At 51.7% G+C, this 25,864-nt stretch carries 26 protein-coding genes; 13 read left to right on the forward strand and 13 right to left on the reverse strand.

The genetic code is table 11. The features are described 5' to 3' along the window. Positions 1 to 918, reverse strand: coding sequence for a carbohydrate ABC transporter permease (locus JXQ85_RS01205; RefSeq protein WP_421747022.1), 918 nt, complete (start codon positions 916 to 918; stop codon positions 1 to 3). A 128-nt stretch (positions 919 to 1,046) separates the two neighbouring features. Beyond that, positions 1,047 to 2,312 (reverse strand): ABC transporter substrate-binding protein, encoded by a 1,266-nt coding sequence (locus JXQ85_RS01210; RefSeq protein ID WP_421747023.1) that lies wholly within the window; start codon positions 2,310 to 2,312, stop codon positions 1,047 to 1,049. A gap of 140 nt (positions 2,313 to 2,452) precedes the next feature. On the opposite strand from JXQ85_RS01210, the gene JXQ85_RS01215 reads away from it, so the two are divergent. Beyond that, positions 2,453 to 3,238 (forward strand): IclR family transcriptional regulator, encoded by a 786-nt coding sequence (locus tag JXQ85_RS01215; RefSeq protein ID WP_421747024.1) that lies wholly within the window; start codon positions 2,453 to 2,455, stop codon positions 3,236 to 3,238. A gap of 12 nt (positions 3,239 to 3,250) precedes the next feature. Continuing rightward, complete coding sequence (locus JXQ85_RS01220) at positions 3,251 to 4,312, forward strand: ABC transporter ATP-binding protein (protein WP_421747025.1); 1,062 nt, start codon at positions 3,251 to 3,253, stop codon at positions 4,310 to 4,312. A 60-nt stretch (positions 4,313 to 4,372) separates the two neighbouring features. Here the strand turns inward: JXQ85_RS01220 and JXQ85_RS01225 are convergent, their stop codons facing one another. The 4 genes from JXQ85_RS01225 to JXQ85_RS01240 all read right to left on the reverse strand — a co-directional run bounded on the left by JXQ85_RS01225 (position 4,373) and on the right by JXQ85_RS01240 (position 7,629). Further along, positions 4,373 to 6,034, reverse strand: coding sequence for a GMC family oxidoreductase (locus JXQ85_RS01225; RefSeq protein ID WP_421747026.1), 1,662 nt, complete (start codon positions 6,032 to 6,034; stop codon positions 4,373 to 4,375). Next, positions 6,025 to 6,483, reverse strand: coding sequence for a gluconate 2-dehydrogenase subunit 3 family protein (locus tag JXQ85_RS01230; RefSeq protein ID WP_421747027.1), 459 nt, complete (start codon positions 6,481 to 6,483; stop codon positions 6,025 to 6,027). Before JXQ85_RS01230 ends, JXQ85_RS01225 begins: the two co-directional genes overlap by 10 nt. Positions 6,484 to 6,517: 34 nt before the next feature. Then, positions 6,518 to 6,907 (reverse strand): hypothetical protein, encoded by a 390-nt coding sequence (locus JXQ85_RS01235; RefSeq protein ID WP_421747028.1) that lies wholly within the window; start codon positions 6,905 to 6,907, stop codon positions 6,518 to 6,520. 161 nt (positions 6,908 to 7,068) lie between these two features. Further along, positions 7,069 to 7,629: a DUF4202 domain-containing protein gene (locus JXQ85_RS01240; RefSeq protein WP_421747029.1), complete on the reverse strand. Its 561-nt coding sequence runs from the start codon at positions 7,627 to 7,629 to the stop codon at positions 7,069 to 7,071. 165 nt (positions 7,630 to 7,794) lie between these two features. Between JXQ85_RS01240 and JXQ85_RS01245 the strand changes: the two genes are divergently transcribed. The 6 genes from JXQ85_RS01245 (at position 7,795) to JXQ85_RS01270 (ending at position 11,596) form a co-directional block, all read left to right on the forward strand. Then, entirely contained in the window at positions 7,795 to 8,406 is a 612-nt protein-coding gene (locus JXQ85_RS01245) for a ribonuclease D (protein ID WP_421747030.1), read from the forward strand. A 41-nt stretch (positions 8,407 to 8,447) separates the two neighbouring features. Beyond that, positions 8,448 to 9,005, forward strand: coding sequence for an LPS export ABC transporter periplasmic protein LptC (gene lptC, locus JXQ85_RS01250; RefSeq protein ID WP_421747031.1), 558 nt, complete (start codon positions 8,448 to 8,450; stop codon positions 9,003 to 9,005). A gap of 51 nt (positions 9,006 to 9,056) precedes the next feature. Next, the gene (lptA, locus tag JXQ85_RS01255) at positions 9,057 to 9,521 is read left to right on the forward strand and encodes a lipopolysaccharide transport periplasmic protein LptA (RefSeq protein WP_421747032.1); all 465 of its coding nucleotides are present in this window, start codon (positions 9,057 to 9,059) and stop codon (positions 9,519 to 9,521) included. Beyond that, positions 9,521 to 10,279, forward strand: a complete 759-nt coding sequence (lptB, locus tag JXQ85_RS01260; protein WP_421747033.1) for an LPS export ABC transporter ATP-binding protein — start codon at positions 9,521 to 9,523, stop codon at positions 10,277 to 10,279. The genes lptA and lptB overlap by 1 nt, the downstream gene beginning before the upstream one ends. A 249-nt stretch (positions 10,280 to 10,528) precedes the next feature. After that, on the forward strand, positions 10,529 to 11,095 hold the full coding sequence (gene hpf, locus JXQ85_RS01265) for a ribosome hibernation-promoting factor, HPF/YfiA family (RefSeq protein WP_421747034.1): 567 nt from the start codon (positions 10,529 to 10,531) through the stop codon (positions 11,093 to 11,095). 36 nt (positions 11,096 to 11,131) lie between these two features. After that, positions 11,132 to 11,596 carry a PTS sugar transporter subunit IIA gene (locus tag JXQ85_RS01270; protein WP_421747035.1) on the forward strand — a complete coding sequence of 155 codons (465 nt, stop codon included), beginning with the start codon at positions 11,132 to 11,134 and terminating at the stop codon, positions 11,594 to 11,596. Positions 11,597 to 11,668: 72 nt separating this feature from the next. Here the strand turns inward: JXQ85_RS01270 and JXQ85_RS01275 are convergent, their stop codons facing one another. The 5 genes from JXQ85_RS01275 to cysQ form a co-directional block, all read right to left on the reverse strand. Beyond that, positions 11,669 to 13,096 (reverse strand): sulfotransferase family 2 domain-containing protein, encoded by a 1,428-nt coding sequence (locus tag JXQ85_RS01275; protein ID WP_421747036.1) that lies wholly within the window; start codon positions 13,094 to 13,096, stop codon positions 11,669 to 11,671. 6 nt (positions 13,097 to 13,102) lie between these two features. Further along, positions 13,103 to 14,800, reverse strand: coding sequence for a beta-1,6-N-acetylglucosaminyltransferase (locus JXQ85_RS01280; RefSeq protein ID WP_421747037.1), 1,698 nt, complete (start codon positions 14,798 to 14,800; stop codon positions 13,103 to 13,105). After that, a complete protein-coding gene (locus JXQ85_RS01285; RefSeq protein WP_421747038.1) occupies positions 14,797 to 15,783 on the reverse strand; it encodes a glycosyltransferase family 2 protein in 987 nt (328 codons plus the stop codon). Before JXQ85_RS01285 ends, JXQ85_RS01280 begins: the two co-directional genes overlap by 4 nt. A 176-nt stretch (positions 15,784 to 15,959) precedes the next feature. Next, positions 15,960 to 17,042 (reverse strand): glycosyltransferase family 2 protein, encoded by a 1,083-nt coding sequence (locus JXQ85_RS01290; RefSeq protein WP_421747039.1) that lies wholly within the window; start codon positions 17,040 to 17,042, stop codon positions 15,960 to 15,962. 45 nt (positions 17,043 to 17,087) lie between these two features. After that, the gene (cysQ, locus tag JXQ85_RS01295) at positions 17,088 to 17,885 is read right to left on the reverse strand and encodes a 3'(2'),5'-bisphosphate nucleotidase CysQ (protein ID WP_421747040.1); all 798 of its coding nucleotides are present in this window, start codon (positions 17,883 to 17,885) and stop codon (positions 17,088 to 17,090) included. A gap of 116 nt (positions 17,886 to 18,001) precedes the next feature. On the opposite strand from cysQ, the gene JXQ85_RS01300 reads away from it, so the two are divergent. Together JXQ85_RS01300 and JXQ85_RS01305 are read left to right on the forward strand one after the other, a co-directional pair. After that, positions 18,002 to 18,823 (forward strand): ABC transporter permease, encoded by an 822-nt coding sequence (locus tag JXQ85_RS01300; protein WP_421747041.1) that lies wholly within the window; start codon positions 18,002 to 18,004, stop codon positions 18,821 to 18,823. Next, a complete protein-coding gene (locus JXQ85_RS01305) occupies positions 18,820 to 19,461 on the forward strand; it encodes a hypothetical protein (RefSeq protein ID WP_421747042.1) in 642 nt (213 codons plus the stop codon). Before JXQ85_RS01300 ends, JXQ85_RS01305 begins: the two co-directional genes overlap by 4 nt. On the opposite strand, the gene JXQ85_RS01310 is transcribed toward JXQ85_RS01305, so the two are convergent. Next, positions 19,462 to 20,100, reverse strand: coding sequence for an alpha-ketoglutarate-dependent dioxygenase AlkB family protein (locus JXQ85_RS01310; protein ID WP_421747043.1), 639 nt, complete (start codon positions 20,098 to 20,100; stop codon positions 19,462 to 19,464). A gap of 194 nt (positions 20,101 to 20,294) precedes the next feature. Here JXQ85_RS01310 and dnaK point away from each other — a divergent pair, with 194 nt between their 5' ends. The 3 genes from dnaK to radC all read left to right on the forward strand — a co-directional run bounded on the left by dnaK (position 20,295) and on the right by radC (position 24,293). Beyond that, on the forward strand, positions 20,295 to 22,205 hold the full coding sequence (gene dnaK / locus JXQ85_RS01315; protein ID WP_421747044.1) for a molecular chaperone DnaK: 1,911 nt from the start codon (positions 20,295 to 20,297) through the stop codon (positions 22,203 to 22,205). 95 nt (positions 22,206 to 22,300) lie between these two features. Continuing rightward, the gene (dnaJ, locus tag JXQ85_RS01320) at positions 22,301 to 23,446 is read left to right on the forward strand and encodes a molecular chaperone DnaJ (protein WP_421747045.1); all 1,146 of its coding nucleotides are present in this window, start codon (positions 22,301 to 22,303) and stop codon (positions 23,444 to 23,446) included. Positions 23,447 to 23,540: 94 nt separating this feature from the next. Further along, positions 23,541 to 24,293 (forward strand): RadC family protein, encoded by a 753-nt coding sequence (gene radC, locus JXQ85_RS01325; RefSeq protein ID WP_421747046.1) that lies wholly within the window; start codon positions 23,541 to 23,543, stop codon positions 24,291 to 24,293. On the opposite strand, the gene JXQ85_RS01330 is transcribed toward radC, so the two are convergent. Further along, a complete protein-coding gene (locus JXQ85_RS01330; protein ID WP_421747047.1) occupies positions 24,290 to 25,843 on the reverse strand; it encodes a phosphate ABC transporter substrate-binding/OmpA family protein in 1,554 nt (517 codons plus the stop codon). The genes radC and JXQ85_RS01330 overlap by 4 nt on opposite strands. Positions 25,844 to 25,864 lie beyond the last annotated feature (21 nt).

Below are 25,864 nucleotides of genomic sequence, written 5' to 3' on the forward strand. Positions count from 1 at the left end.
TCAGCGGCCTCCTTTGTCGTCTTGGTACATCGAGTACAGGAAGTAGACGATGAAACAGAGCATGATCAGGAATAGGACAACTGCAATGGAAGCACCGTAACCCATACGGAATCCGTATTCTGACAAAGCAACTTCGAACATGTAGAAAGAAAGCACGCGGCTTTCACCAAATGGGCCACCATTTGTCATGATCGAAATCAAATCAAACGACCGCAATGCGCCAATGATGGTCACAACAAAAGCGATAAAGGTCGCCGGTTTCAGCTGAGGGACAATAATGTGCCAGAGCATGCGCCAGCCCTTCGCGCCATCGAGACGCGCCGCCTCAATTTGCTCTGGGTCAACTGCATTCAAACCTGTGAGATACAGGATCATACAATAAGCAGTCTGCGGCCAAAGACCTGCAGCAATGATACCGTATGTTACATAACGCTCATCACCGAGGACGTTGATTGGATCGATGCCGAATACGCCAAGAATCTGGTTCAGCATGCCAAAGGTCGGATCGTAGAACCAAGTGAACACAAGGCCAACGACGATCTGGGAAATCACGAACGGGAAGAAGAAGAGCGATTTATACAGGCGAATGCCTGTGACTGTCTGATTAAGAAACAATGCGATAAATAGGCCTGCTGGGATCGCAAGAAGATACAAAACCAGCCAGATCAGATTGTTGCGTAAAGAGACATAAAACGCATCGTCCCAATACAATTCTTCGTAGTTACCAAGGCCAACCCAAGTGGCCTCACCCAAACCGTCCCAGTCATAGAATGAGACGTTGATAGAAGAAAAGATCGGGTAAATTACATAGAGCAGAAAGAACGCGACACCTGGGATGAGGAACAACCATGGTGTGACAGAAATCTCATTCCGCTTGTACCACGACGAACGGTTCGTGGCTTCGGTGGATGAAGACATAGTCAATCTCCGATTTGTGAGGGATTCACAGTCAAAAATTGCTGGCATTACAAATTTCGGCGCCAGCTAATCGCCGCGAATTTTCAAAAAAGACGCAGCACAGTTGTGCTGCGTCTTTCAGAGATGGATTACTTGTAGATACGCTTTGCTGCGCGATCCAGACGATCCAGGATTTTGTCGAGGTTGTCAGGTTTCACCATGAACTCCTGGAAACCTTCCATGGCAACTTTCGCCATTTCAGCTGGAGCATCACGGTCAAAGAACTGCGCAACACCGCCTGGGCTGTTGGAAGACAGCATCGCAAAACCTTCCTGCAGGAACTTGTCGTCATCTACGGAAGAGTTAGCATTCACAGGCAACTGACCCAGGTTCTCACCATTGTTGATCAGAGTCTGGTTTTCTGCAGAAACCACGAACTTCAAGAATGCTTTTGCAGCTTCTTTGTTCTTCGCACCAGATGGGATGTGGAAAGTATCTGTTGGCGCATCTTCCGCCAGTGCAACACCTTCAGTGATCGCTGGGAACTGATAGAAGTCCAGCTTGCTGTCATCCAGACCCGCTTCGCGCAGTGGTGGAACCGCAAAGTTACCTTTCAGGATCGCTGCTGCGTCACCGGAAACGATGAACGGCAGAGATTCCTGCCAGCTGTAAGCTGTATGGTTGTCGATGAACGCACCCATATCGATCAGCTCACGCCAGTTGGCAAAAGTCGCTTTAACGCCGTCATCTGTCCAAGCGATTTCACCACCAGTCAGTTTTGCGTGGTAGTCATAGCCATTGGTACGCATGTTCAAGTAGTCAAACCAACCACCTGCAGTCCAAAGGAACTTGGTGCCGATTGTATAGCAAGAACGACCAGAATCGATGATGGTCTGGCAGTTAGACTTCATCTCGTCGAAGTTTGCTGGCTCGTTTAGGCCCAGCTCTTCGTAGATGTCTTTACGGTAGTAAACACCCCATTGGTAATAAGTGTATGGAACACCCCACTGTTTACCATCCAGAGTCATCGCACCTTTAGTGGATGCCAGAGCTTCCAGCTCATCGGATTCCCAAACATCAGAGATGTCTTCGAACAGACCAGCGTCTACGTATGGCTTCATGCGGTTTGCCGCATACCAGTTCGCAACATCCGGAGAGTTTGCAGTCAGGAAGTTCCGGATCTGAGTTTTATAAGCTTCACGGTCGATAACCGTCAGCTCGATGTTCAGATCTGGATGCATCGCGCCGAAACGCTCTACCATGCCTTCCATAACCGCACGCGGTGCTGGGTTAGACATGTCAGAGAAGATCACGAGATCCCCTGATAGTTTCGCGTGGCCATCAGCCATTGCACCAGTGGTAAGTGCGGCGGTTGCAGCCAAAGTCGCCAAGACGGACTTGGTTTTATGGAACATGGTTTTCCTCCCCATTTCGCTCCAAGGATAGTTCCAAATAATGAAACTAAGTTTTAACTATTGAAAACAATGGGCCGTCACACTAGGGTTGTCAACATGTTTCGGCAGGCTTAGCCCGTCGAAGCTGGGAGGAAAAATTAATGGCGCAAGCTGAAAAAAAGGACGGGACGGTCGGTAAGGCCTTGGAAATTCTAGATTTGGTCGCATCTGCGGAGCGACCCATCCGGTTTTCCGAGCTTCTGGTGCAAAGCGCGCACCCAAAGGCGACTCTATACCGTTTCCTACAGACCCTAACGAATCAGGGCATGCTGTCTTATGACGATGACCGTCAAACCTACAGCCTTGGCCTACGCTTAGTACGCCTTGCCCATGCGGCATGGGGTCAATCATCATTGGCTCCAGTGGCGCGTCCACATTTGGATTCTCTCGCTGAAGAAACCGGTGAAACTCTGCACCTCGCACAATTTGACAATGGCCAAGTGCTCTATGTCGATAAACGCAACGCGGCGAGACCCGTCGAAATGTTTGCTGCCGCCGGTAAAGTCGGCCCAGCTTATTGTACCGGTGTTGGCAAAGCCATCATGGCCTACATGGCGGATGACAAACTTGAACGTGCCCTCAGCCAGCAGGCCTATCTTCAATATACATCTACAACGCTAACCTCCGCAAAGGCACTTTGTGATGAGCTAAAAACCATTCGCGCTGAAGGCTTTGCCTATGATCGCGAAGAACACGAACCGGGGATTATCTGCATTGCAGCCCCCATTCATTCCGGCGGCAACCGCGTGATCGGCGCGATTTCCGTCACAACCACAACTCAACGACGCTCTTTGGAAGACCTGGACGAACTTCGCCCCCGTCTTCTCAAGTGCGCCACAGAAATTGGGGAAGATGCTGCCGCGTGGCAATTCCCCGTTCAGAGCTAGGAGTAAGCCGCAATGTCCGGTGTTGAACTATCAAACGTCATTAAAAAATACGGTAAAACCCAGGTTATTCATGGCGTTGACCTAAAAATCGAAGATGGCGAATTCTGCGTCTTTGTTGGCCCATCAGGTTGCGGCAAGTCTACTCTCCTGCGTATGGTTGCAGGCTTAGAAGAGACCACAAGCGGTCAAATCGACATTGGATCCCGCGATGTGACGCACATGGACCCATCCGAACGCGGCGTGGCCATGGTATTTCAGACATACGCACTCTACCCGCATATGTCGGTCGAAGAGAACATGGGCTTTGGCCTAAAAATGAACGGTGTCGCCAAAGACGAGATTGCAAGAAAGGTGGGGGAAGCCTCCAGCATTCTGAAGCTTGATGACTACCTGAAACGCAAACCAAAAGCATTGTCCGGTGGCCAGCGCCAGCGTGTGGCGATTGGTCGTGCTATTGTCCGTGGTCCTGAAGTGTTCCTATTTGACGAACCACTGTCAAACCTAGACGCCGAGCTGCGTGTGGACATGCGCGTTGAGATTGCACGCCTGCATAGCGAAATCGGTGCGACGATGATCTATGTCACCCACGACCAAGTCGAAGCGATGACGTTGGCGGACAAAATCGTTGTTCTACGCGCGGGTCATATCGAACAGGTCGGCGCACCGATGGATCTATTCCGTGATCCGGACAATAAATTTGTTGCAGGCTTTATCGGCTCTCCAGCGATGAACTTCCTAAGCGGGATCGTCAAAGGCGGAAAAGTGAGTGTTCCGGCATTGGACAATGAAATGGTTGAAGCAAACGTGGCTCTTCCGGCCGAAGGTTCGGAAGTTCTGGTCGGTTTGCGCCCACAGCACCTCACAGTTTCTGCGGCAGATAGCACCGTCAAAGTTGATCTTGCTGAACAGCTGGGTGGTGTGTCTTACGAATATTTGACCGCCGCAACTGGCGAGCGAATTGTCGTTGAAAGCAAAGAAGAAGACGTCTTGGCAAAAGGCACCACTGTCAAAGTGAACTATCAGCCAGAAAAAGTTCTGTTCTTCGATGCCAAAACAGAGTTGCGCATTCGCTGATCTGATCGCCATATAAAGTTGAAAAGCGGCGCCCTAATCAGGGCGCCGTTTTTTGTTACCTTAGCGCAGGGCGTGATCTGCGGCACGCGTAGCCAGCGCCATGATGGTTAAGGCAGGGGCTTCCCCGCCACCAGTGGATGGGAACACGCTGGCATCGCAAATCCAAAGATTGGGATGATCATGGGTCCGGCATGTTGCATCGACCACTGAATTTGATGCATCAGCCCCCATTCGCGCGGTACCAAAGACATGCGTTGATAAAAACGCCGAATAGCAGCTGCTTTCTTCTAAAACTTCTGCGCTGGCTGCTGCGAGTACCTCGCGACAAGAATTCGCCATCTCGCGCAACAGCAAGTGGCTGTTGGTTGTTAGTACTGAATTGATTTGCGGCACCGGAAGGCCGTTTTGATCCAATTGATCTGGCGACAAAGCAATAAACGATCTGTCATCGGGAATGGTTTGCCCAACAGCACTCACGGCTAAAGCTGACCCAAATTTTTCCCGCAATTCTCGTTTCAATTCCGCACCAAACCCTCCCAGCATCCGTGTAGCGAAGCCGATCGGCCCATTAAGGCCAGTGTCCAACGTCGTATGGGTAAGCTTAAAGCCACCGGACACACCTGGAACGGATCCAGGCGCTGTGCGTGACCAATCAGCGACATCCGCTGGCAGACCCATATGACTGTTTTTCAAACCCGGCACGAGCCCTGCACTGCTCCACCAAAGGGTCTCCATAAAATTGCGACCCACTTGCCCAGAACTATTGGCCACCCCATTGGGCTGGGATGTGCCTGATGATAGCAACAATAACCGAGGCGTCTGAACGGCGCCTGCCGCCAGAATTAAGATCGGAGTTTCGATCTCTTGTTTCTGGCCCTTATAAATCACTTCGATATGGCTGACCCGCCCATCTCGTCCAAGTTTCAACTTGGTGACAGGCGTGTTTTCCGCAATCACCAATCGTTCGGTCACGTTGGCTTTGCGCAAAAATGTAACGTCAGCGCTGCCTTTGTCCCCCAAAGGGCACCCGCGTGAACATTGGCCACAATAATTACATGCCGGGCGCTCGTCATAAGCTTCAGAATTTGCTGCACGTGGATTCAGATGCCACTGACTGCCTAGCTTCTCCCCTGCACGCATGAGAGTGGTTCCGCCTGGACTAACGGGATGCCCCTTCATCGGAAAAGGCATGCTACGCCAACGATCAGGGGTGGGCTCATCACAGGCAACACCAATCATGGTCTCGCAATGCGTATAGTAGGGCTCTAAATCGTCGTATTTTATGGGCCAATTCGCCCCTGTTTCTGGGGAATTCGCTTCAAAACTGTTTGGATGGATGCGATTGGCTTCGCCTACAAAGTGTAAAGTCGAGCCCCCAACCCCTTGCACATGGGAATATCCATCTATCTCCGCACGCCGAGGCTCCCCCAACACTGGTAAAACGGATGGACGATGACGCGACCAAGTTTGCAAATCCGCGAATTCAGTCTCTAACCTACCCAGATCACCATATTGAACTGTGCCTTGGCTGCCCGGCTTAATTGGAAATAGGTTCTTTTCCCAATCCCAATTACTTTGTGGATAATCCACTACCGGATCAAAGCGTGGTCCCGCTTCTAGCATCAGCACTTTCGCCCCTTGCTGCACCAATCGCAGAGCGGCGGCAGCGCCACCTGCTCCCGAGCCCACAACCACAACATCGTAGCGCGCGTTTAGGTCCACGGCGGCAGATACCCTTCAGGTTGGGGAGCTTCATTCAGCGCGAGGCCTTCCAAGGCGCCAGGGTGACTGAAGTAGGCCTCAAAGAACATGGATTTTAAAACGTGAAAGAAACGGCCAGGGATTTGGTTGTAGTCCGAGCCTTCGGCCCAAGCCAATATTTGTTGCTGCTGTTCCAGCGTTAAACCCGCAAAGGGACGCCCCCCGGCCTGATCCAACCACCCCAAGCCAGCAGCAATCAGGCGATACAACAACGGCTGACTATCGATGGCGATAAGCACTTCCGACACGATCCCAAGTTCCGATGCCGAAGGTGTTAATTCATCGCGTGGCAGCAGCGTATTCGCGACATGCTTCAGTGCCTCGAAATCAATCCTTTGCTGGGCTTGAACCGGCAGCGTTTGAATGGCCAAACTTGCGGCCAATGCAGAAAGCGCGTCTCGCCGGTTCATTGCAATAAACTTTCCTGGTTGTTCAGCCGCTGCCCTAATCGGGTATTTCCGTTGTCGTTGTGGGCTTTTTGATCGCTCCAAGGCCAATCACAGGCAGGCTGCGGCAGAAATCATAACCGACAGTCAGGCTAGCGCCACCGTTGTTAACCGCCCCACCAATGTCACAACCAAAGCTACCATCAAAATAATATGTAAGGCCGATCGCGCCTGCCAGAGTATCAGGTTTATTTGTGCTCAAGTAACGCAAACTAAAACCAAATGGGTTTGATCCCGAAGCTGCGCTTTCACTTCCCGCACCAAACGACCAAGTGAAACCTGCAAAGAATGTCGGATCATATTCTGTGGTCGTCGTAGATGGAAGCGAGCCAGCAAAGCCAGATGTCGCCATTCCCATAGCAAGCGCTGCAATAATTAACTTTTTCATTTTATCCCCCAGTATAGATGCAAGCAGTTTACGCTTAGAGTTTGAAAGGCCTAAGTAAATTTCAACCGTTTGGGTAATTTGCGGCATCTTTCAACATATAGATGTATCAACTACTGCACCATATCACGCATAGCGTGCTAATTTGCACCCATTTCGCCAGTTTATTCAAAGAACCGTGCCAAAACCTCAGGCAAATCAAATTCTTCAAGCACTCGCGCACGCGCATTTTCTGACATTTTGCGCGCGGTCTTTTCGACGATACTGTGGATTTTTTCCTCAGAATGCTTGGCTGCAAATGGGGCGAAATACCATTTGAGAAAGACAAAGCAGATCACGTCTTCCAGTGCTTGGACGCCAGTATCTCGCTTAAGACCTTCCTTGCGCAGCATCCTTTCAGCTTCAGCACAGGCTTCTGCTGAATATCCCGCATCTGACATCAAGCCAGAAACCGTAGCCGCGTGGTGCGCGCCCAGATCACGGCGCCACTTCAAGTAACCTGCACGCCCTTCTGGGTAATCCGCACGTTTCAGAACCCAACGTTCAACGTGTTGCCCGCGCGCTGCGATTTGAAGAGGTTCAGATGCGTTTGGGAACAGCCTTTCACATTCCGCGCTCATCCGTTGGCCGTAAAGCAATGCTTCGGGCCGACCGTCGTCCAGGCGCGGATCTTTGGCATTTGCAGTGTCAATTGCGGTCAGTACTTGCTGTAGCTGTGTGCTCATTGCGGCATCCTCATTCTGTCTTACCTCATCCTACGCGGAAGGGGTCGCCAATGACCATACGAGGCAAGCAACTTACAGCTTAAGAGGTGCAATTCACCACAGCATGTCATTGAATAACAACGCGCGACCCCGTAAGTCGGAATGAAGTCAAAACATGAGGGCATCATGGCAAACCATCTTTATCAGGGCGATCTGCCCGACGGACTTGATTTGGGTTCGGTTGTAGCAATCGATTGCGAGACGATGGGCCTTAATCCGCATCGTGACCGACTGTGCGTGGTGCAAATGTCAGGTGGCGACGGCGACGCGCACATTGTTCAAGTCGGCAAGGGCCAAACAGAAGCACCGAACCTGTGCAAAATGCTCACCGACCCAAACGTGTTGAAACTGTTCCACTTCGGGCGCTTTGATATTGCTGCAATGCATAATGCTTTTGGTGCGCTGACAGCGCCGGTTTATTGCACAAAAATCGCCTCCAAGCTGGTGCGCACATATACAGATCGCCATGGGCTCAAAAACCTGCTTCAAGAATTGTTGAGTGTCGATATTTCAAAGCAACAACAAATGAGTGACTGGGGGGCCGAAACCCTCACAGATGCTCAGTTGGAATACGCGGCATCTGATGTTCTTTACCTGCACCAGATGCGTGAAAAACTAAACGAACGCCTTGCCCGTGAAGGCCGTACCGAACTGGCACAATCCTGCTTTAATTTCCTACCAACACGAGCGGTTCTGGATCTTGAAGGCTGGCCAGAGATCGACATCTTTTCTCACTGATGGCACGCCGGGGTCTGACATATTCGCAAACGATAACTTGGTTGAAGGTCCTGCTACCGCTTTTTGCGCTGGCTCTATTTTCAACCATGTTCCTTTTTGCGCAATCTGTTGCCCCCACCAGCACCATCCCTTTTGCAAAAATTGAACTCGAAGATCATGCCCGCGAACAACGTCTAGGTGCGCCCTTTTTGACTGGTCAAACAGTTAATGGGCATAACATTCAGGTCACGGCTGCCTCCGCAACGCCCGACCCGGATCATCCGAGACGGTCCTTTGTAGAAAAACTGAACGCCAAGCTGGACCAACAAGACGGTGTCTCGCTTGAACTTGATGCGCGAACTGGAACCATCAACAGTGGTCTTCTGACGGCTGATTTAGCTGGCGAAGTCCGCCTAAACGCTTCAAATGGATACCAGTTTCAAACAGAAGCGCTAACCTTGAATATCGATCAGGGCACCGCCATGTCGGACACCACGACCACGGGCTCTGGTCCCTTCGGGTCATTCGAAGCCGGTGCGATGGAATTGACCTTTGAGGGGGAACAATTGGGCGGCCGTTTCCTTTTCACAAAAGGCGTAAAGCTGATATACACGCCTTAGAAACGCATGAGGTCCACCTTGTATCGATTATTCGCTTTTTGTATCGCCTGTATGATCGCACTAACGATCACGACTGGCAGCCCAGTTCATGCGCAGGAATTCAAAGTTGATTTTGGCCTGACGAATAACGATGCCAACGCCCCAATCGAAGTGCAGGCCGACAGCCTGAGCGTTGACCAAGACACTGGAAACGCTCGATTTGAGGGCAATGTCGAAATCACGCAAGGTGTGATGAGCTTTAAAGCACCACTCGTGGAAGTCGTCTATTCCGCGGATCAAACAGGCATTGCCAGTCTGAAAGGGTCGGGAGGCGTTTCAATTGTCAGTGGCGCCGACACTGCCAAGGCAGAGACCGCAGAATATAACGTCGACACCGGTTTTATCTACATGGCAGGCAATGTTGCATTGGCGCAGAAGGGATCAACGATCTCGGCCCAGCGCATGACGGTGAACACCAACAATTCAACCGCAGAACTGCACGGACGTGTGCGCACGGTTCTGCAGCCGAGGCAGTAATGACCGCTCCGACCCTGACAGTGACCGAAGGCCAATCTGGCCTGCGTATTGAAAACCTACGCAAAAGCTATCGCAAACGCGTCGTGATCCGCGATGTCGGGCTGGAACTGCAACGTGGCGAAGTTGTTGCACTTCTCGGCCCCAACGGCAGCGGCAAGACAACTAGTTTCTATGCCATTGCAGGGCTTGTGGTCCCCGAAGGCGGCCGCGTCATCATCGATGGGCAAGACGCAACCACCTTACCTATGTATCGCCGCGCCAAATTGGGCATCGGATACCTACCACAAGAAATGTCGATTTTCCGCGGACTGAGTGTCGAAGACAACATTCTCGCCATTCTCGATATCGCGGTGAAAGACCGTGTGAAACGTCGCGAACGTCTGGAAGAATTGCTGTCAGAATTCTCAATTGAGCACCTCCGCCGGGCCCCCGCATTGGCGCTTTCCGGTGGTGAGCGACGCCGCGTAGAGATCGCGCGCTGCCTTGCAGCCGATCCAAAATACCTATTGCTAGATGAACCTTTTGCAGGCGTCGACCCGATCAGTGTTGGCGATATCCGCCACCTTGTCGCGGATTTAAAAAAGCGTGGGATCGGCGTGTTAATTACCGATCATAACGTGCGCGAAACCCTTGAAATCGTTGATCGCGCTTACATTTTGCACGACGGCAAAGTGTTGATGTCTGGCAGCCCAGATGAAGTTGTCGAAAACGAAAACGTGCGTCGCGTCTACCTTGGTGACGGTTTTAAAATCTCCTGATCTCTGCTCGGAAATTTGCCGATATCTAATCGCACAATTGACATTTCCGCGAATGGCTGGCCCAATGGTGTCATGACGCTGATGCACTTCTTCTTGGCGAATCTGACAACCCTTTCCAAAGGGCCTTTCGCCTCGCAAACCATCAAAGCGTCCAATTCCTACATTCCGAACTAAAGAACGCGGGCGCCGGTTTACGGTGTTAACCCCCCGTTTTTTGTTTTCGGACATGTTCATAACTAAGGAGATAGAATGCGCTATCAGATTTCAGGAAAACAGATCGATATCGGCAACGCGTTGCAAACGCATGTAGAGGGCGAACTCGGCAGTATTATGGGCAAATATGCCGGCCGACCGACGGATGCTCAAATCGTCTTTTCCAAAAGCGCGCACGAATTTGTTTGTGAAACCACCGTGCATTTGTCCACCGGGCTCACCGCCCAAGCCAAAGGACGCGCCAATGAGATCTACGCAGCATTTGAAAACTGCAGCGAAAAGATGGAAAAACAGCTGCGCCGCTATAAGCGCCGCTTAAAGGACCATCACAAGGATCGGGAGGTCCCGGTTGAACTTTCCGGCGCTTCATCATATATCCTCGCCACAGATAACGCCTCAGAAGAGACAGAGCCGGACAGCTTGCAACCGGTAATTGTCGCAGAGATGGAAGCAAAGATTCCATCTCTCTCTGTAGGTGAAGCGGTTATGCAAATGGAAATTGCTGGGGCACCTGTGTTAGTGTTCCGCAACGAGGGAAAAGACGGGCTGAATGTGGTCTATCGCCGTGAAGACGGCAACATAGGCTGGATCGACCCGCAATAACGCACCAGAGCAGTCTGGTGCAGGGATACAGGCTAAATGGATTTTTCTACCATCCTTCGCCCGGAGGCGGTCAAAGTGATTTCGGCCACCTCCAGTAAAAAACGTTTGCTGCAGGATTTTGGTGATCTTGCAGCCAATGCCTATGGCCTTGCGGCCAATACTGTTGTTACGGCTCTGCAAGAACGCGAAGGCCTTGGCCCAACAGGTGTGGGCAATGGTGTGGCGCTACCGCACGCACGTCTGGATGGCCTAGGCTCAGTCCGCGGGGCATTCATTCTTTTGGAAAACCCTGTTGATTTCAATTCTGTAGACCGCCAACCTGTTGATCTGGCCTTTGCTCTATTTGCGCCTGAAGACGCTGGAGTTGAGCATTTGAAAGCGCTGGCGCATGTATCGCGTCGACTGCGTGAAAGCAATGTGTGCACCAAGCTGCGTGCGAACCCACAGGCTTCGACGCTATACACCATTCTGACTGAAACAGACACGATGCAGGCGGCTTAACGCCTGCCGCTCAAACTCAACTATTCGAGTTTGAACCTAATGTTGAGTGGCTTTCCCACTCCGTTTTAGTTGTTATTTCCAGCGATCAAATCCGAAAATAACGTAGTCCCGCTGATACACATCTTGGCACATGCGTTCGATTTCAGTGTCATAAATATCAGAGATAGAATGCGGTGTTTCAGGCTGATACGGCGTGAAATTCGGTGCAGTTTCAAGGCCAATTTTAGCCGCAAGTTCGGCCAGGCCAAATTGTAATTCCTGCTCGCGCAGCACCGCATCTGGCAGCATATGGCCCGCAAACCCCGCAACGATACTGGCCTGGGACGACCAATGCGCATCTTGCCGAATCGTCGTTTGACCAGACAGATTAGCCTTCACAAAGTTCAAATATTCTTTGAATGCCAGACGGTGCTCGTCAACGCCATAGCCCGCATTTGGCATCTCTTCCGGTATGGGCAGACCAAATCGATTGCGCAATGTGCGGCGGATTTTTGAAAAACTGCCCGGCCCTGTCGAAAGGATAGTCTTACAGAAACTGACATGCGCGCGCTCCACTGGGTGTCGCAACACGCAGAATGTCCGGTTTGGAACGAACTTTCGCTTCCATTGACGCAGCTCTTTCTGGTTCATCCCAGTTTTCAGCTCCGCCGTAGTTTCTTTGCCGATTTGGGAGAACCACTGTGTGATTTCATCGCGTGGCCCACCGGGAATAGGAAGGAACATTAAACCTAAATCAGGATGGGCGATGTAGCTTGGTACAGCGGCACCGCGGCGCGGCTCAAAGTTTGGAGTTCGGGACAGGTTAAACTGATCCAATTCCTTTAAAGCTGCAGAGATGTCTTCAAAATTTTCAACTTTATCGGAAATATGGCTTGGGTTTTGGCGCTTAAGCTTACTATCCAACTCTTCCAAACGCGCATCAACACCTAGGAACTTCGCCAATCCATTCATGATCTCAACATCTTGCAAATCTTCGTAGGCGACGTAAAAAGCCGTCTGTCCCGATTTCTGCAGCGTGTTCATCAACTCGATTTGGAAAGCCTGCAAACGCGCGACGTGACGTGCAAATTCAGAGCCATCAAATGTAACTTTGCTATCCTTGCGCTTGCGTACATCGGTCAATTTCCACTGCCCGGTCGCCTGCGCAATCTTCAAGCTGACATAGCTGTCCATCGGGTTCCGAGTCAGAACGATTTTCGCGCATTTTGGATCTTGAAGAATTTGCTCCATAACCCTTGGATCATGGTCGTTAAAAAACCGAAACCCGCCTAAAACACCCTCCTCCCCCTTAACCGCATCCAACAGTAAATTGGGGTCCGTCTCGCGCTGTTCTGCTGTAACACCTAGGATCTCTGACTTGTTTGGATAGCCGATGAAATGCGGGTTGAACGCTTCGCCATGACAAGTCACCCCTTCAAGGGCATTCAAGTTTGCTTCTAGAAAATTGGACCCTGTCCGCATCTCTGCAAACACAACGAAATAATCAAATCGGTTCGACATAGCGGTTTATTGTACCAAGTAGGGGCGCCGAGGCGGCTTTGTTTCGTTAAAGTCAGCGGGTCCAACCGGAAAGTCGCCCATCAGATAGGGGTGCATGCCCTGATTTTTCAAATTCTGCAGGAATTGTCCGAACCCTTTGAGATCCGTCATACGTGGCGCTTCTGACAACCGTCGCGTCGCACTATGGGCGATCTCATCGATCACGGATTGCAATGGCTCCATCGGAGCCTCAACAAATTCCGCCATCGTCCATATTCGCACCCGCGCCTTCGCCCAAGGAGAGCGTAGGACATCCAAAAAATCAGCCTCTGCTTTTTGCAAGCGCGCCGCTTCTTTTCGTAGGTCAGAAAAGTTGCGGTTGGATTTGAACAAGGGCACGGCCCAAGCGCCGGAAATTACAGAGATCTGCGCATTTGGATCTTTGGCCATGAGCCAGTTATTGGCCTGTGAGTCCCGTGGTCCGTACTGAAAACACTGCCGTTCACCACGCGTGTTCCAGATCAGATTGGTCAGAAACGCTTGCGAGTTATAATCACGCAGTTTCGCACTATCGGTAAGCACGCCATTTAGCACCTTTTCACCACCCGAAAATTCGGCTCGATCAGGTGCAAATAAATGACCGTGAACTCGACAATCCGTTGCTTTCGTCAGCCAGCTCTCGAAGTCTTCAAAAAGTTCAGCAAACCCTTGGAACACTGAATACTGTGCCGAGGTCACACCGTTTTCCCAGTGCTGATCCAAAAATCTCGACTGCATATAAAGCCCTGCACGACCAATCGTGCGACGCTCCACAGCTTTTGCAAAAATGCGATCGATCTTGGCTGGGTTCGGTTCGACTTTGCGCATTTGGGTGTCGGCGTCAGTTAAGAAAGCCTCATACAGGCGGCCTGCCTTTGGCCAAATTTTCCGCGCCACAAAACAATCGGAGCGACGCAGCAACTGAAGGTGGTCATCGTAAAAGATATGCGGCTTACCCTGAAAATCGAATTTCGAAAGGGTCAATGACCGACTTTCAATCGTTTTAGAATAAAGGCGTGCAAGGGACTGAAAATAGCTTTCGTCAGGAATCCAAACTTTCTTGAAATACCGATCATAAGCATCCCGATCAGGATCTTCGAGGATGGCCGAAAGCGTTTGTCGCGTCAGACACCACCATTGAGAACCCATATGCGGTACCAGCCCTTGAGGGATGCGGCGCTTGAATTTTATGCGGCGTTGCAAGTCGACATATTTGTCAAACAGGAACCGTTGGCGTTTCCATGAAAATGGGAACCTAAATATGAACCGCTCTTCATCCAGACCGCCGACTGTCCAAGGCACATCAGAAGTGGTCGCCGACTCGATGAAATCCACCTGTGGGCGTTCATCCAAATAAGCAATCAGTTCGGCCACAGGACGCAAAGGCAAACATGATCCTGAACTGAGGTAAACATGGCGCACATCTGGGTAGGATTTTAGGATCAATTCAGAGGCAGATTGCGTCGCTGCCACCAAGCCCCACATGCCCCATTCGCATTTGTGGCGCTTGCTGAACTGTACGTTTTCATTGCCATCAAAGCCGGCTTTGAACGCCCGGAATGTTTTGCGATCAACTGCGGCATCAACATGAATAACGACGGAGCATCCCGCAGCAACCCAATGGTTCGCCACCTGTGTTGCGCGATCCAAAGAGTTATGAACAAGCATAATGACGCCTAAGGTCATGCCCAGTTCCCCTTTGACATCAGACCTAAAATTTCGAGCTGCCTCCAGTTGATATATCGCTCGGACCATTTGCACCAAAGCTGTGGTTGTTCCCGCAATGCCTGTGCATAGGCCGCATATTCATAGCTCCCAGCATAATGCTGTTTGCGCAGCAATTCCTCGCCAGCCTTATGGGCAAACGTGTCTAAGAACTTGGTGTGTAAAAGCATTCCACTAGCTTTTTCACCCCCCCATTCTTCGTAGACAAGGTTCAAGCCTCGCGGCAATAGCGCATGTGTCGAGCTCGCATAGGCATAGTGTTTATCCCATTTCACCAACGGCGTTTTATTCAATGCAGGCGCACGTTTCGGCGCATCTTTGAAAAACATGCGTGCACGTGGTCCACCTTGTATCCAAAGGTTGCCATATTCCCGGTTCTTGGAAATCGTGTAGTTTCCAGCATCAAACCAATTTGCGATCTCAAGCGGATCTTGGCCTTCGTGATACGGGGTCTCATCCAGCCGACCCTTCGGATACATGTCCAAAAGCATCGCAGAAAAACTGCGGATCGCTGAATTGTCTAGCCAATCCGTCAATGCATTGATCGGGCGGCTGTCACAAAATGGGTAAATAAAGAACTCATCCGGATCGACAACCAGAGTCCAGTGATCATGTGCGTAGCGACGCTTCAGGCTATTCATCCAGTCGATGCCATATCCCGCAGACTTATAGCTAGAGTCGGTATACCAAACGGAAATATCAGACTGCCCAGCGAGGTGATCCATCAAACCATCTGCGCTGCCATTATCCACGATTAGGAAATGACTAACGCCCATGCGCCGGTAATATTGCAGGAAGTACGGGATCCGAATAGCTTCATTTCGCACTGTTGTGACCAGCAAAATATCGCCTTTTCGGATGTTGTTTGTATGATCCTGCTTCACGCGCAATTGCAGGGACTTTCGCATCGCCCTGACAATGCGTCGTTTCCGACGCAACCGCATCTTATAGGAATCTAATAGCCCCAACGATCCAACCGCTTTTCTGCTGCGCAGGCCTTATGACCCGTTCTACTGCCCTTAAAGCACAGTATGTCACGTTTTTCTTATACGAATCAATGAATTTAGATCGTCTTAGCTCGGATCAAAAAATACCGAAAATGCGACCTAATTTGATTTGTTCAATCACTCAGCAGCCAATCTCGGTTTGTGATCAAACCAAGATCAGCCAGTTGCTGGGGATCTTTGTACCGCACTGAGGAGTCGCACATCAAATTTGGCAATGCCAAAATATCAGCATAGTAGCCTTCAAAATCCTGGGGTGTATGAAAGTGCTGTTGCCGCGCGCGTTCTGTTTCTGATTTGAAAACAATCTCGGGTAGAAACTTCGTGTGCAACAGCGCGCCCGACGGCATTTTGCCTAGCGGCCCATCATATTGATAATTCAACCGCGCTGGCAGCAAGGAATGGCAAGAGTTCACCCATGCGAACCGTCGGTTCCATTTTATCAACGGGATTTTATTCAAAGTTGGTGACTGATCCGGAGTCGATTGGAAAAAGACCCGTTCGCGCGCACCACCTTGCAGCCACAGATTTTGCTTTGGAAGCTGGCGCACTTGACGATACGGCCCTGCATCGAAGTGCGTAAGTACATCACGCGGATCGCCCTCAGCGTTATAAGTTTGCGCCCCTAATGGGCCGTCGGGGTAAAGATCCAGCAACAAGGTTCCAAACCCGATCTGCCCCGACCGATCCAAAGACTTTGTGAGGTCAGTCAATGTGCATTGGTCATCACCGTCAAACACCAAAAGCTCGTCCGCATCGGCCATCAGGCACCAGCGGTTGTGACCGAATTTGATCATCAGCCAGGTCAGCCAATCCAATCCAAATCGCGCATCGCGATAAGACTCAGATGTGCTCCAAACCGAACAGTCATCTTGCTGATGTAAAAGCTGCAGACTGCCGTCATCGCTTTCATTGTCGATAAACAGAAACTGCGAAACTCCGAGCTTCCGGTAGAACTCTAAGAAATACGGTAAGCGATTGACCTCGTTTCGAATAACCGAAAACACCAAAACACCGTCTTGCGGAATTTCGTTGACACGGACCGCTGTCAGATGATGTCGCGCCCGAAAAGAACGCCAAAGCAACCTACGGCGCTTTAGGCGCAGCCGATATTGTTGCCAAAGAGAAACCAGACCTGTCATCGCCTCTTTGATACGCCAAAACCGGGTAGGACCAATAGGGATAAAATCCAAGATCAAAAGCGAAGCGCCGCTGGGGTCATCCAGCGACGCAAATCGCTCAGCTCAAGCTTTCTTCAATTCAACGCTTGGTGCGTAGGCGATGAAGAACGGGTTCGCAAAATCATCCTTGCCGTAGGTAAGCGGTGTGTGATCATCAAACCGCACGACATCGCCACCCGCACCGAGCAGAACCGCATGACCTGCGGCGGTGTCCCATTCCATTGTACGTCCGACGCGCGGATAGATGTCAGCTTCCCCTGTCGCGACAAGGCAGAACTTCAGCGAGGAGCCGGCACTTTTGCTATCTTTGACGCTATATTTGTTAATGTAGTCTTCGGTGGCCTGATCCCGATGCGATTTTGACGCAACAATCATCACAGCATCATTATCTGCTTCAGACACATTGATCGGTGTCACAGCGCCGATCTGATCAAGGTCAAACTGACCTGTCTCTTCAACTGCTTGTCCATCAGCTTGGGTAAAGAACATGCGATTTTTTGCAGGGGCAAAGACCACGCCACGCTGTGGTACGCCATCTTTGACATAAGCAATGTTGACGGTGAAATCACCGCGGCGATGAATGAACTCTTTAGTGCCGTCAAGCGGATCAACGATCAGGAAGGTATCGCCTTTGGCTTTGTGACTGTCGGACTGCTCTTCAGTCACAAGCATGACGTCTGGAAACGCGGCACGCAAACCCGCTGCGATGATTGCATCGGCAGCTTCGTCAGCAACTGTCACAGGGCTATCATCTGACTTCAGCTTCACATCAAAATCGTCGGCATCATAAATCTCCATGATTTTCTGACCGGCTTCGATTGCCAAACGGCGCATGACGGGGACAAGCAGTTCGTAGTTCAAAGTGTGCTCCAATACAGGCATTTGTTGAATATTTACCTCGCGCCCCTTATGCTGTGGGCAATACGGAACGGCAAGAAATCCGTCCGATATATCAGGCAATTCAAGCAGGATGCCCCATGTTTGAGAAAACTGGCCCCAAAACCAGCCTCCAATCCGTGTTTGCGATCTCGGAATTGGTGTACCATTCGATCGTACGTAAAGTGCGCAAGAAGCATGGCAATGCTTTGATGTCCATTTTGCTGAACATGATGCAGACCGCCATTTTGGTGCTGGTCTTCTATTTGATGTTCTCAGTTCTTGGTATGCGCGGCGCGGCACTACGCGGGGATTTCCTGCTGTATCTGATGACCGGCATTTTCAACTTCATGACCCATACGAAAACGATGGGGGCGGTTGCCGCGGCTGAAGGCCCAGCGTCGCCGATGATGAAACACGCGCCGATGAACACAGCGATCGCCATTTTGGCTGCTGCAATTGGAACGCTTTATATCCAAATGTTGTCGCTGTTTAGCATCCTGTTCATTTATCACGTCGCCATCACACCAATTGTTGTGGATGACCCGGTGAATGCGATTGGAATGGTCCTGCTGTCATGGTTCACGGGCGCTGGCGTCGGTCTGGTCTTGCTGTCGATCAAACCTTGGTACCCAAACTTTGTGCAGCTCATGACCACAATCTATGCCCGTGCGAATATGATCGCCTCAGGCAAAATGTTTGTCGCCAACACTTTGCCGAGTTTCATGCTGGCGATGTTTGACTGGAACCCATTGTTTCACACCATCGATCAAGCGCGCGGCTATACGTTTATCAATTATGTGCCCCGAAACAGCACCACGGATTATCCGCTGTATGTCGGGCTTGCCCTGCTTGTGATTGGCATGATGGGAGAGTTCTTTACCCGCCGCCAAGCCTCACTCAGTTGGGGGTCAAAACGATGATGCGTTGGGCCATTCGACTACTGATTTGGCCCATAATGATCTGGCCGCTTGCTGCCGTCGCTGATTGGCACAACCAAGATCAATTCCCTCAACTTGGCAATGTGATCAATGTTGCCAGCGATGATGTATTAAACATTCGACTAGAGGCGGATCACACCTCTGAGATCATCGGAACTCTCGCGCCCGCTGCTCGTGACATCGAGATCGTCTCTGTTGATGAAACAGGTGACTGGGGTCTTGTGAACAGTGGCGAAGGCAGCGGTTGGATTCGGCTTTCATTCTTTGAAATTCCAGAACAGCCGCGCTGGCACGAATTTGAAACGCCGATGACCTGCTTTGGCACAGAACCCTTCTGGGACTTCAATTTGAACATTGGCGCTTCTGAAGCTGTATACACGGATTACGACAGCCAGGCGCATCCATATCCAATCGACTGGAAGTCAGGAATAGCCGCACGCCCACATGGGACAATTGGCATGGGGTCAAATGATCCAACGGGCGGGTTTTCCGCTGTGATTGAAAACCAAATGTGCCACGACGGCATGTCTGATCGCGAAAACGCATTACGCATCCGGCTATTCATTCAAATGAACGGCGAAGCCTTTGGCTTGGACGGTTGTTGCGGTCTTGCGCCGTGATCAGCTTGTTTGATCAACAACCCGTAAAGTCAAATTAATCCGGCCACCTTTGGGCAATAGCGAAGAGCTTTGAAAGCGTATGCGGTCGATACCATGATAGCTCAAACGGGCGTCCCCTCCCATGACAACGACATCGCCTGATGTCAGCCAGATCGACTCCGTTTTCCCGCCGCGCGTGGGGTTGCCCATGCGAAACAGCGCGTCATCGCCCAGCGATACCGAAACCACGGGCCATTCAAAATCGCCTTCATCTTTGTCTTGATGCAGGCCCATGCGTGCATCTGCGCCATAAAAATTCATCAGACAGCTGTCCGGCAGTCGGTCAGGAGAGGCAACTGCGCTCCAGATATTCAGAATGACGTTTGGAATTTCAGGCCAACTTTGCCCGCGCGGATGAGCAGTTTGATACCGATATCCAGTTCGATCCGTCACCCACCCTAATCGACCAGCAGAGGTCATCTTGACCGACATAGGCTTTCCACTCGGAGTAGTGGGCTGAAAAAACGGCGCTTCAGTCGCCAATGCGCGCGATTCTGCCACCAATTGTTCCTGAGAGGCGCGGTTTAGAAACCCTTTGTAAACCTTAAATCCGCGAATGTTCAGCGGTGGGACCTCGGTCAATTCGGCCTCCTTAGGCATTCTTGATGCGATCTAGGTGCCAAACCCGCAGAAATTGGACTTTGGACACCAAACAGACGCTTGCAGCAGCTTTTCCGGCTCCCTATATACCCTGCGAAGCGTGGTGACCAAAGGGTCATCGCCAACCAGATCGGGGCGGGATGCCAAAACGGGTCTCGTCTCGGATTATCGCCTTAATTTAGAAGGGATCAAATATGGGCAAAGTGATCGGTATCGACCTCGGTACGACTAACTCCTGTGTCGCCATCATGGATGGTTCTCAGGCACGTGTGATCGAAAACGCGGAAGGTGCACGCACCACGCCGTCGATCGTCGCATTCACAGAAGACGAGCGCCTTGTTGGCCAGCCGGCGAAACGCCAGGCCGTCACCAACCCAGAAAACACAGTTTTCGGTGTGAAGCGCCTTGTTGGTCGTCGTTTTGACGATCCAGCGGTCGAAAAAGACAAGAAAATGGTGCCATTTGCCATCGTCAACGGTGGCAACGGTGATGCATGGGTTGAAGCACGCGGTGAGAAATACTCCCCGTCTCAAATCTCTGCTTTCACTCTGGGCAAAATGAAAGAAACCGCTGAGTCCTACCTCGGCGAAGAAGTGACACAGGCGGTTATCACCGTTCCTGCGTACTTTAACGATGCACAGCGTCAGGCAACCAAAGACGCCGGTAAAATTGCCGGCCTGGAAGTTCTGCGTATCATCAACGAACCAACTGCGGCTGCTCTGGCTTACGGTCTGGACAAAGAAGAAACCCAAACCATCGCGGTCTATGACCTTGGCGGCGGTACTTTCGACGTAACCATTCTGGAAATCGACGACGGTCTGTTCGAAGTGAAGTCCACCAACGGTGACACCTTCCTGGGTGGTGAAGACTTTGACATGCGCATCGTGAACTACCTCGCGGATCAGTTCAAAAAAGAGCACGGCGTAGATCTGTCTAAAGACAAGATGGCCCTGCAGCGTCTGAAAGAAGCAGCAGAAAAAGCCAAGATCGAACTGTCTTCTGCAAGCCAAACAGAGATCAACCAACCGTTTATCTCTATGGGCAAAGACGGCGCGCCATTGCACATGGTTATGAAACTGACACGTGCAAAGCTGGAAAGCCTTGTAAACGATCTGATCAAGAACTCCATGAAGCCATGCGCAGCGGCTTTGAAAGATGCTGGCCTGTCCGCATCTGACATCGACGAAGTTGTTCTGGTGGGTGGTCAAACACGTATGCCGAAGGTCATCGAAGAAGTGACCAAATTCTTCGGTAAAGAGCCAAACAAGGGCGTGAACCCTGACGAAGTTGTAGCCATGGGTGCTGCAATCCAAGCGGGCGTTCTGCAAGGCGACGTGAAAGACGTTGTTCTGCTGGACGTGACACCACTGTCCTTGGGTATCGAAACTCTGGGCGGCGTGTTCACACGTTTGATCGACCGCAACACAACAATCCCTACGAAAAAGTCCCAGACTTTCTCGACTGCGGAAGACAACCAGAACGCCGTAACCCTGCGCGTGTTCCAAGGTGAACGTGAAATGGCGGCGGACAACAAGATCCTCGGCCAGTTCAACCTGGAAGACATCCCGCCGGCACCACGCGGCATGCCTCAGATCGAAGTGACTTTCGACATCGACGCAAACGGTATCGTATCCGTTGGCGCGAAAGACAAAGGCACCGGCAAAGAGCAGTCGATCACCATCCAAGCCTCCGGTGGCCTGTCTGATGAGGACATCGAAGCAATGGTTCAGGATGCAGAAGCAAACGCTGAAGCAGACAAAGACCGCAAAGAGCTGGTGGAAGCACGCAACCAAGCAGAAAGCCTGATCCATTCGACTGAAAAGTCCATGGAAGAGCATTCTGACAAGGTTGACCCAACCACCATCGAAGCGATTGAACTGGCAATCGCTGCGTTGAAAGACGATCTGGAAGACGAAAAAGCAAACGCTGACAAGATCAAGTCTGGTGTTCAGAACGTCACTGAGGCGGCAATGAAGCTGGGCGAAGCGATCTACAAAGCCTCCGCTGAGGATGCAGGCGAAGAGCCGGCAGCCGCGGATGCAGGCCCAGCAGACGATGACATCGTCGACGCTGACTTCGAAGATCTGGATGGCGACAAGCGCTAATCGCGCGGTCGGAATGAGACATGGGGGCCGGTCCGCTTGCCGGATCCGGCCCCTGACTTTTTCCGGCTCGAAGGAATAAACCCAGGAGGTTTTCCATGGCGAAACGCGACTATTACGATGTGCTGGGCGTGGGCAAAGGTGCCTCGGCGGATGAAATCAAAAAGGGCTATCGCAAGAAAGCCAAAGAATTTCACCCGGACCGCAATGCCGACAATCCAGATGCTGAATCCAAGTTCAAAGAAGCCAACGAAGCTTACGAAATCCTAAAGGATGCCGAAAAGAAGGCGGCTTACGACCAGTATGGTCATGCAGCCTTTGAACACGGTATGGGCGGTGGCGGCGCAGGCCGTGGCCATCCAGGCGGTGATTTCTCGTCTGCCTTCTCTGATGTGTTTGACGACCTGTTCGGCGACTTCATGGGCGGCGGTGGACGCGGAGGCGGGCGCCAGCGTGCAACACGTGGCTCTGATCTGCGTTACAACCTGCGTGTCACTCTGGAAGAAGCCTATTCAGGCATGCAAAAGACCATTCAGGTACCGACATCCGTCAGCTGTGGCGAATGTAATGGCACCGGTGCTGAAGGCGGCGCAGAGCCTGTGACCTGCCCAACATGTTCCGGCATGGGTAAGGTGCGTGCACAACAGGGTTTCTTCACTGTTGAACGCGCATGCCCAACCTGCTCTGGTACAGGTCAGATCATCAAAAACCCATGCCGTTCCTGCGGTGGTGTCGGCCGAGTTGAAAAAGACCGTTCGCTGGCTGTGAACATCCCTGCTGGTGTAGAAACCGGCACGCGCATTCGTCTGGCTGGCGAAGGCGAAGCTGGTTTGCGCGGTGGTCCGACAGGTGATCTCTACATCTTTATCGAAGTGTCAAAGCACAAGATATTTGAACGCGAAAGCACCAACCTTTTCTGCCGCGTTCCGGTGTCTATGACAGCGGCCGCATTGGGCGGAGACATTGAGGTGCCTACGATCGATGGCGGACGCAGCCGTGTAAAAATTCCGTCTGGTAGCCAATCTGGTCGCCAGATGCGGTTGAGGTCCAAAGGCATGCCAGCGCTGCGCGGTGGCGGTCAGGGTGATATGTTCATCGAACTGGCCGTGGAAACCCCTGTGAACCTGACAAGCCGTCAAAAAGAGCTGCTGAAAGAGTTCGATGAACTCTCTGAAGACAACAGTCCGGAAAGCAGCAGCTTCTTTAAGTCCGTCAAAGGCTTCTGGGATTCGATGAAATCCTGATCCCTGCAACAGATGAATGAAAAGGCGCGTCTTCGGATGCGCCTTCTTTATTTGAGTTTACCGAATCCTAAGATTGATCCTGCAGCCTGGCGGCATGACCCAGCAAAACGCCTTCCAAGAAAGCGCCCTGCCATTGCTACACGGCGTGCAGCCCATTGCAGGTAAGACCCGCCTGCCCTCTTATATTCGCGATCATCGCAAACGCCTGCGCGATCGCTTTATGAAAGGCGGTGCGACTGCGCTCCCGGATTATGAACTCTTAGAGCTTGTCCTCTTCCGGGCCATCCCTCGGCGCGATGTAAAACCAATTGCACGCAGATTGCTTGACCGGTTTGGCAGTTTTAACGGTGTGATTGCGGCACCCGTTGCGCGCTTAAAAGAATGTCATGACGTCGGGGACGCCATTATCTGCGAACTGAAAGTTGTTGAGGCCGCAGCGCAGCGCCTTGCACAGTCCAAAGTCATGCGCCGGCAGGTTATAAGTTCTTGGGATGCGCTGCTTGATTACTGCCAAACATCCATGGCGCATCTTGAAACAGAACAATTTCGCATTCTGTTTTTGGACACAAAGAACACCTTGATTGCTGACGAAGCACAGGCCCGCGGCACCGTGGATCACGTACCGGTTTATCCCCGAGAAGTGGTCAAACGCGCACTGGAGCTCAGTGCCAGCGCTTTGATCTTAGTGCACAACCACCCCTCAGGCGATCCGACCCCATCACAGGCTGACGTCGAAATGACGATGAAAATTCAGCAGGCTTGTTCCGTGATGTCGATCGACCTGCATGATCATCTGATCATCGGTCAATCGCGCCACCTAAGCTTCCGATCCGAAGATCTTCTTTAACGCAGCCAGACCTCGACCCGGCGGTTCACTTGCCGACCCCAAGCGCTTTCATCGCAGGCCATAGGCAGCGCTTCACCAAAGCCCTCAACCGCAATATTGAGCTTGCTATGATCCGCCGTTTCAGCAGCCTCAAGAACGGCATCGCGAACAGATTTCGCCCGACGCAATGCAATGGTGCGGTTGGCCTCGGAAGAACCCTCTCCATCACTAAAGCCAACAAAGACCAGTTCGCGGCCTTCATAGGTGCCAATCTCTAAGGCTCGGGCCAGTTGCTGTGCGTTGGATTGCGATTGCGGATCTAGGGCTGAAACACCCGGACGGAACCGGAAGGTCGTCGTCAGGCGTTCATGATTGCCAAGGCGTGCGACAATGGCTTGCACATCCGCCAATGGCACAGACTTATCCGCCTGCGCAATGGCATTAGCGAAGCGTTCACCTTGTAATGAAATTGGCACTTCTTCTGGCGACTGATCAACAAACCCTGCGCGTCGAATGACAATCTGGGCGGCAGGACCCCGCGTATACGTCAGGAAATCGCGCGCCATTTTTGGCAAGCGGCGCGCAGGCAGATACAAGAACATCGGCGCTGTCAGCGGGTAGTCTTCGGTTTTAATGCCACGTCGCGTGGCGTGTACCGCAAAACCACAGCCCCCTGACAATGGAAGACGTAAAGCGCTGCCAGAGCTTTCATAAGTCGCCAGCCCAATGGCAAATGGGTCGCGCTGCACTGCGCTCACCAAGTCAGCTGACTTTGTATGGTGTTCTGCCTTAGGCGCCAGGGTTTGCGCAGCCGGCGCAAGCAGCCGGTCTTCGATAGCCTGAAGCAGTCCGGACGTTTGTTCCGGGACATGCAATGCAATCGGCGCATCAGGGCCGCCTAAGGCTTGCCAATTGTCGATGCGACCAGAAAACACCTCTGCAAGCTCTGCTGTTGTGATGCGCGACACGAGATTGCCTGGGGCAACAATGGGAACCAAGGCATTTAACGCCAAAACACGGCTTCTGTTTTTGCCACGCAAATCACCAAGCCCGGCCTCATACCCACGTTTTGCCTCTGCTGCGCGAATTTCACGCAAAGACATCGCGATGTCAGCCTCATCCGCCAAAAGATCAGCGAAGCCCTCATCCGTTGTGGAGGCCTTAAACCGAAACCGTGCCAAATCAGAACGCGTGACCGGATCACTGAGAACATATGTGAAGTTAGTCGTGCCAGTGATGTCCCGTTCAACCGCGTAGCCATTACGAAGGGCAAAGCCGTCTAACAATGCAGGCATCAGAATGTCCGCCATGCCGCTGGACCCAGAAATGGTAATATCAGCCACAAAGTCGATCAGGTTCGGACAACCTGGGCCATCACAGGTCACCCCAGAACCATCCACGGTCAGCTCTCCGTAGACGGTTTCAACACGATAGAACTCCCCATCAAAGCCAAGAAGGGTCCCGGATATTTCAACTGCCCCATCAGGCGAGGTTAAAGTGATATCCTGTGCAACAGCGATAGAGCTGAAAATAGAAAGTGCGGCGATACACGCCGCACGCAAAATTGTCATAATAAGACCCTACGCTACGCT

Source organism: Cognatishimia sp., from assembly GCF_049116455.1.
GTDB lineage: Bacteria > Pseudomonadota > Alphaproteobacteria > Rhodobacterales > Rhodobacteraceae > Cognatishimia.